This is a genomic window from Pseudomonas syringae (genome assembly GCF_021605415.1).
Taxonomy (GTDB): domain Bacteria; phylum Pseudomonadota; class Gammaproteobacteria; order Pseudomonadales; family Pseudomonadaceae; genus Aquipseudomonas; species Aquipseudomonas syringae_S.
Genome location: NZ_WKEQ01000001.1, coordinates 45,237 through 57,695, shown reverse-complemented (window position 1 = coordinate 57,695; position 12,459 = coordinate 45,237). Strand labels below are relative to the sequence as shown.

The 12,459-nt window shown below is 60.7% G+C and carries 8 protein-coding genes; 4 read left to right on the top strand and 4 right to left on the bottom strand.

From position 1 onward, the window contains the following. Positions 1–64 precede the first annotated feature (64 nt). The 4 genes from purL (at position 65) to GIW69_RS00265 (ending at position 5,908) form a co-directional block, all read left to right on the top strand. Positions 65–3,961: a phosphoribosylformylglycinamidine synthase gene (gene purL, locus GIW69_RS00280; protein ID WP_236480158.1), complete on the top strand. Its 3,897-nt coding sequence runs from the start codon at positions 65–67 to the stop codon at positions 3,959–3,961. Between the two features lie 5 nt (positions 3,962–3,966). Beyond that, positions 3,967–4,278, top strand: a complete 312-nt coding sequence (locus GIW69_RS00275) for a Nif3-like dinuclear metal center hexameric protein (RefSeq protein WP_236480157.1) — start codon at positions 3,967–3,969, stop codon at positions 4,276–4,278. An 828-nt stretch (positions 4,279–5,106) separates the two neighbouring features. Beyond that, a complete protein-coding gene (locus tag GIW69_RS00270) occupies positions 5,107–5,475 on the top strand; it encodes a DUF6036 family nucleotidyltransferase (RefSeq protein ID WP_236480156.1) in 369 nt (122 codons plus the stop codon). Further along, entirely contained in the window at positions 5,459–5,908 is a 450-nt protein-coding gene (locus GIW69_RS00265) for a hypothetical protein (protein ID WP_236480155.1), read from the top strand. The genes GIW69_RS00270 and GIW69_RS00265 overlap by 17 nt, the downstream gene beginning before the upstream one ends. Before the next feature lie 144 nt (positions 5,909–6,052). Here the strand turns inward: GIW69_RS00265 and nagE are convergent, their stop codons facing one another. The 4 genes from nagE to nagA are packed head-to-tail and all read right to left on the bottom strand — an operon-like array spanning position 6,053 to position 12,453. Next, the gene (gene nagE / locus GIW69_RS00260; protein WP_236480154.1) at positions 6,053–7,765 is read right to left on the bottom strand and encodes an N-acetylglucosamine-specific PTS transporter subunit IIBC; all 1,713 of its coding nucleotides are present in this window, start codon (positions 7,763–7,765) and stop codon (positions 6,053–6,055) included. 23 nt (positions 7,766–7,788) lie between these two features. Continuing rightward, complete coding sequence (gene ptsP, locus GIW69_RS00255; protein ID WP_236480153.1) at positions 7,789–10,302, bottom strand: phosphoenolpyruvate--protein phosphotransferase; 2,514 nt, start codon at positions 10,300–10,302, stop codon at positions 7,789–7,791. Between the two features lie 41 nt (positions 10,303–10,343). Beyond that, on the bottom strand, positions 10,344–11,354 hold the full coding sequence (locus GIW69_RS00250) for an SIS domain-containing protein (protein ID WP_496570879.1): 1,011 nt from the start codon (positions 11,352–11,354) through the stop codon (positions 10,344–10,346). Further along, on the bottom strand, positions 11,347–12,453 hold the full coding sequence (gene nagA, locus GIW69_RS00245) for an N-acetylglucosamine-6-phosphate deacetylase (RefSeq protein ID WP_236480151.1): 1,107 nt from the start codon (positions 12,451–12,453) through the stop codon (positions 11,347–11,349). The genes GIW69_RS00250 and nagA overlap by 8 nt, the downstream gene beginning before the upstream one ends. Positions 12,454–12,459 lie beyond the last annotated feature (6 nt).

Sequence of the window (12,459 nt, the reverse complement as noted above, 5' to 3'; positions counted from 1 at the left end):
TGAGGGCGGTTTAGGCTAGAATGCACGGCCTCAAAGCACACCCCTTCCCGAGGCTGTCCCGAAGATGTTGATCCTGCGCGGCGCTCCTGCCCTTTCTGCCTTTCGCCACAGCAAACTCCTTGAGCAACTGAGCCAGAAGGTTCCGGCTGTCAGTGGCTTGTATGCTGAATTCGCTCACTTCGCCGAAGTCACCGGCGTCCTGACCGGCGACGAACAGCAGGTGCTCGCGCGCCTTCTGAAGTACGGTCCAAGCGTTCCGGTTCAAGAGCCGACCGGCCGACTGTTCCTGGTGTTGCCGCGTTTCGGCACTATCTCGCCATGGTCGAGCAAGGCCAGTGACATCGCCCGTAACTGCGGCCTGAGCAAGATCCAACGGCTGGAACGCGGCATTGCGTTCTACGTGGCCGGTCAGTTCAGCGATGCCCAGGCGCAACAGATTGCTGATGTGCTGCATGACCGCATGACCCAGATCGTCCTCGGCAACCTCGAACAGGCCGCCGGTCTGTTCAGCCATGCCGAGCCGAAGCCGCTGACCGCCATCGACATCCTCGGTGGCGGCCGCGCCGCGCTGGAAAAAGCCAACACCGAGCTGGGCCTGGCTCTGGCGGAAGACGAGATCGACTACCTGGTCGACGCCTTCAACGGTCTCAAGCGCAACCCGCACGACATCGAACTGATGATGTTTGCCCAGGCGAACTCCGAGCACTGCCGCCACAAGATTTTCAACGCCAGTTGGGACATCGACGGCCAGAGCCAGGAAAAAAGCCTGTTCGGCATGATCAAGAACACTTACGTGATGCACAGCGAAGGCGTTCTGTCGGCTTATAAGGACAACGCCTCGGTGATCGTCGGCAACGTCGCTGGCCGTTTCTTCCCGAACCCTGAAACCCGCCAGTATGGCGCGGTGCAGGAGCCGGTGCACATCCTGATGAAGGTTGAAACCCACAACCACCCGACCGCGATCGCCCCGTTCCCGGGCGCATCGACCGGTTCAGGTGGCGAGATCCGCGACGAAGGTGCCACCGGTCGCGGTGCCAAGCCAAAGGCTGGCCTGACCGGTTTCACCGTATCCAACCTGCAAATCCCGGGTTTCGAACAGCCATGGGAAGTGCCGTACGGCAAGCCTGAGCGCATCGTCACCGCACTGGACATCATGATCGAAGGCCCGCTCGGCGGCGCCGCGTTCAACAATGAATTCGGTCGTCCGGCCCTGACGGGTTACTTCCGTACCTTCGAACAGTCGATCACCACCCCGCACGGTGATGAAGTCCGTGGTTACCACAAGCCAATCATGTTGGCCGGCGGCATGGGTAACATCCGCGAGGAACACGTCAAGAAAGGCGAGATTCTCGTTGGCTCCAAACTGATCGTCCTCGGCGGCCCGGCCATGTTGATCGGTCTGGGCGGCGGCGCGGCCTCGTCCATGGCCACCGGCACCAGCTCGGCGGATCTGGACTTCGCTTCCGTACAGCGTGAAAACCCTGAGATGGAGCGCCGCTGCCAGGAGGTCATCGACCGTTGCTGGCAACTGGGCGACCAGAACCCGATCAGCTTCATCCACGACGTCGGCGCGGGCGGTCTGTCCAACGCCTTCCCGGAACTGGTCAACGACGGCGACCGTGGTGGCCGTTTCGAACTGCGTAATATTCCAAACGACGAGCCGGGCATGGCCCCGCACGAAATCTGGTCCAACGAATCCCAGGAACGTTACGTTCTGGCGGTCGGCCCGGCTGACTTCGAGCGCTTCCAGGCGATCTGCGAACGTGAGCGCTGCCCGTTCGCCGTCGTCGGTGAAGCCACCGCCGAGCCGCAACTGACCGTCACCGACAGCCATTTCGGCAACAACCCGGTGGACATGCCACTGGAAGTGTTGCTGGGCAAGGCGCCGCGCATGCACCGTTCGGTGGTTCGCGAAGCTGAACTGGGCGATGACTTCGACCCGAGCACGCTTAACATCGGCGAAAGCATCGAGCGGGTCCTGCACCACCCGGCCGTGGCGAGCAAAAGCTTCCTGATCACCATCGGCGACCGCACCATCACCGGCCTCGTGGCCCGTGACCAAATGGTCGGCCCGTGGCAGGTGCCGGTGGCCGACGTTGCCGTCACCGCCACCAGTTTCGACGTCTACACCGGTGAAGCCATGGCGATGGGCGAGCGCACCCCGCTGGCATTGCTGGACGCGCCGGCATCGGGCCGCATGGCCATCGGCGAAACCCTGACCAACATTGCCGCGTCGCGCATCAACAAGATCTCCGACATCAAACTGTCGGCGAACTGGATGTCCGCCGCCGGCCACCCGGGCGAAGACGCACGCCTGTACGACACGGTGAAAGCGGTCGGTATGGAACTGTGCCCTGAGCTGGGCATCACCATCCCAGTGGGCAAGGACTCGATGTCCATGGCCACGCGCTGGAACGATAACGGCGAAGACAAAACCGTCACCTCGCCGATGTCCCTGATCGTGACCGGTTTCGCGCCAGTGGCTGACATCCGTCAGACCCTGACCCCGGAGCTGCGCATGGACAAGGGCACCACCGACCTGATCCTGATCGACCTCGGTCGTGGCCAGAACCGTATGGGGGCCTCGATCCTCGCGCAAACCCACGGCAAACTCGGCAAGCATGCGCCGGATGTCGATGACGCCGAAGACCTGAAAGCCTTCTTCGCCGTGATCCAGGGCCTCAACGCCGACGGTCACCTGCTGGCTTACCACGATCGTTCCGATGGTGGTCTGTTGACCTCCGTGGTGGAAATGGCCTTCGCCGGCCACTGCGGTCTGAGCTTGAACCTGGACAGCGTTGCCGAGTCCTCGGCTGAAATCGCCGCCATCCTGTTCAACGAAGAACTGGGCGCCGTGATCCAGGTTCGCCAGGACGCCACGCCTGACATCCTCGCGCAATTCAGCGCGGCCGGTCTGGGCGACTGCGTGTCGGTGATCGGTCAGCCGATCAACAATGGCCAGATCAACATCACCTTCAACGGTGACACCGTGTTCGAAGGCCAGCGTCGTCTGCTGCAACGTCAGTGGGCCGAGACCAGCTACCAGATCCAGCGTCTGCGTGATAACGCCGAGTGCGCCGAGCAAGAGTTCGACGTGCTGCTGGAAGAAGATAACCCGGGCCTGAGCGTCAAGCTCAGCTACGACGTCAACCACGACGTTGCGGCGCCTTACATCAAGAAAGGCATCCGCCCACAAGTTGCCGTGCTGCGTGAGCAGGGCGTCAACGGTCAGGTGGAAATGGCGGCTGCGTTCGACCGTGCCGGATTCAGCGCGATTGACGTGCACATGAGCGACATTCTTGCCGGCCGTGTCGACCTGAACGAGTTCAAAGGTCTGGTGGCGTGCGGTGGTTTCTCCTACGGCGACGTCCTCGGCGCCGGTGAAGGCTGGGCCAAGTCGGCGCTGTTCAACAGCCGCGCCCGCGATGCGTTCCAGGGCTTTTTCGAACGCAACGACAGCTTCACCCTCGGCGTTTGCAACGGTTGCCAGATGATGTCCAACCTGCACGAACTGATCCCGGGCAGCGAGTTCTGGCCACACTTCGTGCGCAACCGCTCCGAGCAGTTCGAAGCGCGCGTGGCGATGGTTCAGGTTCAGGAATCGAACTCGATCTTCCTGCAAGGGATGGCCGGTTCGCGCATGCCGATCGCCATCGCTCACGGTGAAGGCCATGCCGAGTTTTCCAGCGAAGAAGCACTGCTGGAAGCGGATCTGTCCGGTTGCGTGGCGATGCGCTTTGTCGACAACCATGGCAAGGTCACCGAGAAGTATCCGGCCAACCCGAACGGTTCGCCGCGCGGGATCACCGGCCTCACCAGCCGCGACGGCCGCGTGACCATCATGATGCCGCACCCGGAACGTGTGTTCCGTGCCGTGCAGAACTCGTGGCGTTCGGAAGACTGGAACGAAGACGCGCCGTGGATGCGTATGTTCCGTAATGCTCGCGTCTGGGTGAACTAAGGCCTGTGTATAAGCTTGGTTTTTTTGTTCCCGACAGTCACGTCGAGGTGGTCAAAGAGGCTGTGTTTGCTGCCGGTGGCGGGCGAATCGGTGACTATGACCACTGCGCGTGGCAAGTGCTTGGCTCTGGTCAGTTTCGACCTCTGGACGGCAGTCAGCCGTTCATTGGCGAGGCGGGGCAGGTTGAGCAGGTCGAGGAATGGAAGGTTGAGCTTGTGGTGGCGGATGAGTTGATTGTGGCTGTTGTGGCCGCTCTCAAATTGAGCCATCCCTACGAGACGCCGGCTTATGAGGTGTGGCGGCTGGAAGAATTCTGATAGCCGTCTAAGCAAGAAACCCGCTGAAAGAAATTTCAGCGGGTTTTTTGTTGCCCTCAATTTGCTTTGTGAGCTGCCGCAGGCTGCGATCTTTTGACTCTGAGCCCCTACACAAAACTATGTTGATGCTTTTCTAATCGATGAGGCGTGGCGAAGGGTTCAGCGGTTGCCGGGGTTAACGGCGTTTGGGTATTACAGCTAACCGGGCTTTCCTTTGGCTTGCATGTGATTACGGCGAAAAACGAATGCTTGGTTTCCCCGCCGCTAACCTTCACGGTCGTACCGGGCTGATGTTTAAATTTGGAAGTCCTGTGCCTCTGCGACGGAGGTCGCGGGGCTCAGCTGATCATTTTCCTTGTGAGTGCTGGCTTGCTGGGCACCTTGTCCCTGTAGGAGATGCCGAAGGCTGCGATCTTTTGATCTGGTTTTATTGCCGACCAATGTCTACCAGCCGCATGGAGTGCAAACACAGGCGCTAATCTGCTGGGGTGTTCCGCGTCAGAAACTTTTCTAAATGTCAGTAATTGCCAGATTTTTCCTACCACTCTTTCAGGTTGTCCCTAGGAAGTTGCATCCCTACCTTGGTCGGGTCGCTATCAATAAAGCGACAGAACAACTCGCCGAAAGTGGCGATCAGCTCTTCGTTGAAGCAATTGATAGGACGCTGAGGTTCGTAATGGAATTATTTGATGTCATCACGCCCCGCATCAATACAAGTACTGCACTGGGGCAGGCGCTGGTATCGATGTCGATGCCGAGATTTACGAGGCTTGTGTTCCAAATGGGTTCGACCTTCAGGCGTTGCTTGCACAAGTTCCGGAACCCTTTATGGATGAGCGATCCGCTCGGATGATGGAGCTGAACTACGACCTGCAATACAACACAAGTTTTGGTCCGATTCATGAGGATTATTGGGCACGAAGTATGCCGTTGCCGGAATTTGCGCCGACGTCGCCTCTCCATGTTCACATCGCAGCGCCGGTCGATATCGCGATTTCCAAACTCGGGAGGGCTACCGATCACGATATTGGGGATATCAACGCGCTCCTCAGATCCGGTTCCATTCTGACCAATGACTTCCGTCGCCTGGCGTTGCAGGCAATTGATATATATGTTGGCAACAAAGAATCACCGACCTCGGTGCTAACCAATATTTTACGAGACTACTTGGAGGAACCCGATGTCAAAGTCCTTTGATGGTCAAGTCCTCTCATCAGCATTGGACGCGTTGGTCTGTCGCCCTCTGGATCAAGCCGATGGTGTGGCGCTGGTGAACGCGGCGAAAGAGGTCTGGTATTCGAATTCGAATCTTGAACACGAGATTAAAACGTTTCTGACGTCTCACAGCGATGAAATCGAGCTCCGTCGTGCGGCTTATCTGCTCGAACGATTCACTCGGTTTGCCTGTGTATCGGATGACCGAGTGTCGGAAACGTTTCACGCGCTTCAGTTGTTCACCCTGTCCACAGTCAAGCAAGATATACCGCAACATGCGGTTTCGCTGCGTAATCGCCGTGATGAGTTGGCCGTTGCCTGGGGTTTGAAGGAAAGTCTGGGATTGAAGGTTCAGGAACTCATGCCTTTCCAGACTCGGCATTACGAGGCAGAACAACGCTCGAGAGTGTCTTAAACCAGGCGGGCGTATCTAGAACCCGGCTGAACCGGTTTTTTAAGTCAGTGAAACCAACTCAAATCACCCCCGTATGTATTTGTTTCTGTAGGAGCGGCCGAACGCGGCCCGAGCCTGCGGCAGCTCCTACACGTTATGCGCTCTCTACACTTTCGCGCTGACTTCACTGCGATTGACCAACGCTTCAATCGCCCCGCTCAGGCTCTCAGCCTTTTCCCCCACCAGCAGATGCCAGACCCGATCTTCCAACTGGCTGACACCCTGACACCCCAATTCTTTCAACCGTGCTTCGGACATCGCTTTGCCATCCGCCAGTTGCAGACGAACTCGGGTCATGGCGATGCAACCCAGTTGCAGCACGTTGTCGCCGCCGCCGAGTGCTGTCAGCCATTGTTGGGCCTCGGGTGCGGCGACTATTTCGGGTTTCGACGCTTCAACAGCTACAGCAGGAATCGTCATAACTCCGAGTGCTGGCATCGCCAGACGAATTTCATCAGCAATGCTGTCCGCCATCGGCCCCACGACAACCTGCAAACTGCCGCCCTTGCCCGGGCGAACCACGGCCATGGCACCCAACGCTTTCAGGTCAGCGTCCGAAGCCTTGTTGCGATCAACCATTTCCAGTCGCAGCCGAGTGGTGCAGGCGCCCACTGTGAGCAGATTCTGCGCGCCACCCAGTGCCTTGATATAAGCCCCGGCGCGTTCGTTTTCGGTGACCACGGATTTTTCCGCGCCCGCGACGATGTCTTCACGCCCCGGTGTTTTCAGGTTGAAGCGGCGGATGCAGAAATCAAACACAAAGTAGTAAACGACCGCGTACGCCACGCCCACCGGCACCACCAGCCAACCATTGGTGGACTTGCCCCAGCCAAGCACCATGTCGATGAAACCACCTGAAAACGTGAAGCCCAAGTGGATGTTCAAGCCATTGGTGATCGCCATCGACAGCCCGGTCAGCAACGCATGCAGCAAAAACAACAGCGGCGCCAGGAACATGAAGGCAAATTCTATCGGTTCGGTCACGCCGGTGAGGAACGACGTCAGCGCCATCGACAGGAAGATCCCGCCCATGACTTTGCGGCGTTCCGGCAGGGCGTTGCGGTACATCGCCAGGCACGCGGCGGGCAGGCCGAAAATCATCATCGGGAACATGCCGGTCATGAACTGGCCGCCCTTCGGGTCGCCGGCGAAGTAGCGCGACAGGTCGCCGGTAACCAGTGCTCCGGTGGTCGGGTCGGTGAAGTTGCCGAAGACGAACCACGCCATGTTGTTGAGGATGTGGTGCAGGCCGGTGACGATCAGCAGCCGGTTGAACACGCCGAACACAAACGCGCCGAGGCTGCCGCTTTCCATCATCAGGGCGCCGAAGCTGTTGATGCCTTGCTGGATCGGCGGCCAGATGTAGCCGAACACAACGCCGAGGCCGACTGCCGCAAAACCAGTGACAATCGGCACGAAGCGGCGGCCGCCGAAGAACGCCAGGTATTCCGGCAGCTTGATGTCCTTGAAGCGGTTGTACAGCGCGCCGGCCATCAGACCGCTGACGATCCCGGCGAGCATGCCCATGTTGATCGTTGAGTCGAGCACCTTCAGCGTCGAGATCATCACCAGGTAACCGATCACTCCGGCCAGACCTGCGGTGCCGTTGTTGTCTTTGGCAAATCCGACGGCGATGCCGATGGCGAAGATCATCGCCAGGTTGGCGAAAATCACCTGGCCGGCATCGTGGATGATTGCGATATTCAGAAGGTCGGTATCGCCCAGACGCAGGAGCAGACCGGCAATCGGCAGGATGGCGATCGGCAGCATCAGTGCGCGGCCGAGGCGTTGCAGGCCTTCGATGAAGAGTTGATACATGGCGAGACTCCTTCTTGTTGTTATTAGCGCAAAGGCCAGTGCTGATGGCAGGCGTGGCGCACCGCCGCCGCGCTGTTCAGCTTGAGCAGGTCGCGGCTCAGGCGCGTGCAGTCGGCGACGTTCAGGTGGCGCACGCGATCCTTGATTTCACCGATCTGCACCGGGCTCACCGACAGTTCGGTGACGCCCAGTCCGATCAGCACAGGCGTCGCCAACGTGTCAGAAGCGAGCGCCCCGCAGACGCCAACCCAGCGTTTGTGTACGGCCGCGCCTTCGCAGGTCATGGCGATCAAACGCAGCAACGCCGGATGCAGGGCGTCGACCCGTGCGGCGAGGCCGGCGTGGTCGCGATCCATGGCCAGGGTGTATTGCGACAAGTCGTTGGTGCCGATGGAGAGAAAGTCCGCGTGCTCGGCCAGTTGTTCGGCCAGCAGCGCGGCAGCGGGGACTTCGATCATCACGCCGATTTCCGGGCGATCCTCAATGCCCAATTCAAGGCACAGCATCTCAACGCGTTGGCGGACGTGCAGCAATTCATCGACCTCGGTGATCATCGGCAACAGGATCCGGCAACGCAGCAGCGGGCTGACCCGCAACAAGGCACGAAGTTGCTGATCGAGGATTTCCGGGCGCACCTGAGCGAGGCGAATGCCGCGCAGGCCGAGCACCGGGTTCGCTTCAACCGGCAGCGGCAAATAGTCGAGTTGCTTGTCACCGCCGACGTCGATGGTGCGGATGATCACCGGCTGGTTGCCCATCTCATCGAGCACGGCTTGATAGGCGCTACGTTGCTCGTCCTCGTCCGGCGCAGTGTGGCGGTCGACGAAGAGGAATTCGGTGCGCAACAGGCCTACGCCATCGGCACCGTTGGCATGCGCATCCACCGCTTCGTGGCGGGAGGCAACATTGGCGGCGACATCGATTTGCACGCCGTCGCGGGTCACGGCCGGGGTGTGGGCCTGGGCTTGTTGTTCGGCGCGGCGTTGCCGGTGTTCGACTTGTGCCTGGCGCACGTCGGCCAAGCGCTCCGCGTTGGGTGTCAGTTCGAGGCGACCGCCATCGGCGTCGAGCACCACCGCTTGACCTTGCTCCTGATCGAGCAGCGCGGCGCCCAACGCCACAATGCACGGCAAGCCTTTGCCCCGGGCCAGAATCGCGACGTGGGAGGTCGCGCCGCCCTCGGCCATGCACAACCCGGCGACACCCTGGGCGCTGAGTTGCAGCAGATCCGATGGTGTCAGTTCATGGGCGGCCACAATGGCGCCGGTCGGCACGTCGTAATGCCAGGCTTCACCCAGCAAGGCACGCAATACCCGCTGCTTGAGATCGCGCAAATCGTTGGCACGTTCGGCGAGCAGAGCGCTGCCGGTTTGCTGCAAGACGTTGCACTGGATGTCGATCGACTGGCTCCAGGCATGCGTCGCTGCCGTGCCTTGGTCGATGGCGTCGTGTGCGGCATCGAGCAAGGCCGGATCTTCGAGCAAGGCGAGGTGCGCGGCGAAGATCGCTTCTTCGTCGGCGTTGTTGTGCTTTTTCGCTTGAGCGAGCGTGCAGTCGATTTCTCCACGCACCTCAATCAGCGCCGCTTCGAGTATTTGCCGTTGTTCTGCGCAATCATGGTTGCCAACGTCGGCCGGCAAGCTGATTTCGTTCAAACGAAACAGCGGGCCGGCGACCAATCCCGGCGCTGCGCAAACACCCTGCAACACACCGGCTTCAACCGAACGGTTGCGCGGAGCCAAGTTGACCGGCGCTGCAGCGTGGTGATCGTCCGGCAGGGCGGTGGCGAGTGCGGCGAGCAAGGCTTGCAACGCGGCGTTGGCATCCGGGCCCTGGCAACTGACGTAGACTTCGTCCTGCTCGCCAATCGCCAGCCCCATCAACCCGATCAGGCTGTTGCACGGCGCGGATTTGCCGGCGAAATGCAGGTGTGACTGACTGTTGAATCCTTGTGCGGTCTGGCGAATCAGCGCCGCAGGGCGGGCATGCAAACCACCGCGATGAGCGACGCGCATTGAGCCTTGAACTGATGGCCCGCTGATGTCTTCGGACTTCATTGCTGCCGTGTTACGCGCGACGATGTGCAGCAGCGGCTCACCGACGTTCACCGATTTGACCGTGATCGGCCGGGCCTGAAAATCGTTGCTGTTGGTGAGGATCAGCAGACTGACCAGGCTTTTGCATTGTCGGCCAACCTTGTCCAGGTCATAACGCAACAACGGCTGGCCGCTGCTCACCCGCGCGCCTTCCTTGACCAGCATCGAGAAACCTTCACCCTGCAATTCAACGGTATCGAGGCCCAAATGCAGGAGCAATTCGGCGCCATTGTCAGCGCGCACGGTCAATGCATGGCCGGTACGCGCGACGTGGATCACCACCCCGGCGCACGGCGAATACAGGGTGTCGTTGATCGGGTCGATGGCGATCCCGTCGCCCATCGCACCGCTGGCGAACACTGCATCCGGGACGTTGGCGAGCGTCAGCACCGGCCCGCTGAGCGGGGCGCTGAGGGTCAGCTCTTTATTGTTGTTGTGCATGGCTCGGTCTCATATGAAATTCACAGGGGCGCGTCCGTTTTTCAGTGGGTGCGGGTGACTTTGCTCAGGTGTCTTGGCTGATCCGGATCCATGCCGCGCGCCACGGCCAAACCGGCGGCCATCACGTAGAAACTCTGAATCGCGAGAATTGGATCGAGCGCCGGGTGTTCGGCGCGGGTCAGTGTCAGGTCACGTTCGAGCACGTCATCCGGCGCAGCCAGTAACACGCGGGCACCGCGCTGGCGCATTTCTGCCGCCAGGCTCAACAGACCGGCCTGCTCTGCGCCGCGCGGGGCGAAGACCAGCAAGGGGTAATGCTCGTCGATCAGCGCCATCGGGCCATGACGGACTTCGGCGCTGCTGAACGCTTCGGCCTGAATCGCCGAGGTTTCCTTGAACTTCAATGCCGCTTCCTGAGCGATGGCAAAACCGGCGCCACGGCCGATCACCATCAGTCGCTCGCAATCGCGCAGAACGTCGATGGCCGCGCTCCAGTCCTGTTGCGCGGCCTCGCGCAAACCTTGGGGCAGGGCGTTGCCCGCTTCGAGCAATTCGCTGTCCTCTTTCCAGTGTGCGATCAACCGTGCGCTGGCGCTGAGGGTGGCGATGAAGCTTTTGGTCGCGGCGACGCTGCTTTCGGTGCCCGCCAGCAGCGGCAGACTGAATTCGCACGCGGCTTCCAGTGGTGAATCGGCGGCGTTGACCATCGATACGCTGAGGGCGCCGCGTTTGCGCAACAAGCGCAGGCTATTGACCAGATCCGGGCTCTGCCCCGATTGCGAAAACGCGAACGCAACCTGGCCGCTGACCTTCAACGGCGCCTGTTGCATGGTCACCACCGACATCGGCAACGACGCCACCGGAATGCCCAGTTGCTGCATGGTCAGGTACGCGAAATAGCTCGCCGCATGATCGGAGCTGCCACGGGCGACGGTCATCGCCACCTGCGGCGGCTGCCGGCGCAGGCGCCCGGCGATCTCGATCATTGGCGGGTCGATCTGCTGCAACTGGGCTTGCACGGCCTCGAACGAGGACAACGCCTCTTCAAGCATTTTTGAAGTCAATGTCTTCTCCTTCGACCATGACGGCGGTCAGTGTCAGTGAGCGATCGAGCCGCACGCAGTCGGCCCAGGCGCCAGGTTCCAGGCGCCCGCGTTCGGTGATGCCGAGGTAGTCGGCGGGGAATTGCGAAAGACGTTGCGAGGCTTCGGCAATCGGCAAGCCGATCTTCACCAGATTGCGCAGCGCCTGATCCATGGTCAGGGTGCTGCCGGCCAGAGTGCCGTCGGGCAGGCGCACACCGCCCAGGCATTTAGTCACGGTGTGGCTGCCGAGCTTGTATTCACCATCGGGCATGCCGGCGGCGGCGGTCGAGTCGGTCACGCAATACAGGCAGGGAATCGAACGCAGGGCCACGCGAATCGCGCCGGGGTGTACGTGCAGCAAGTCCGGAATCAGCTCGGCGTACTTGGCGTGGGCCAGTGCCGCGCCGACGATCCCCGGCTCGCGGTGATGCAGCGGGCTCATGGCGTTGTACAGATGGGTAAAACTGCTGGCGCCGGCCTCCAGCGCAGCCACGCCTTCCTCGTAACTGCCGAGGGTGTGGCCGATTTGCATGCGGATGCCACGGCCGCTGAGTTCGCGAATCAACCCGTCATGGCCGGCAATTTCCGGAGCAATAGTGATCACCCGGATCGGCGCCAGCGCCAGATATTCTTCGACTTCCGCCATTAGCGCGCTGTGGGCGAAGTTCGGTTGTGCGCCGAGTTTGCCGGGGTTGATGTACGGGCCTTCGAGGTGCACGCCGAGTACCCGGGCGTTGCCTCGCGGACGCTGTTCGCAAAATTCGCCGACCGCTTTCAGGACACTGGAAATCTCCGCACTCGGGGCGGTCATGGTGGTGGCGAGCAGCGATGTAGTGCCGAACCGCACGTGGGTTTTGGTGATGGTTTCGAAGGCGCTTGCACCTTCCATGATGTCTTTGCCGCCACCGCCATGAACGTGCAGGTCGATGAAACCCGGCAGCAAATACGGCAGATCGTTATCGCTCGGGTCGCAAGGCACGCCTTCAATCGACACGACTCTGCCATATTCATGGATCAGCCGGCCACGAATCCAGCCGTGGGCGGTGAGGATGTTGTCTTCGGACATGTTCGG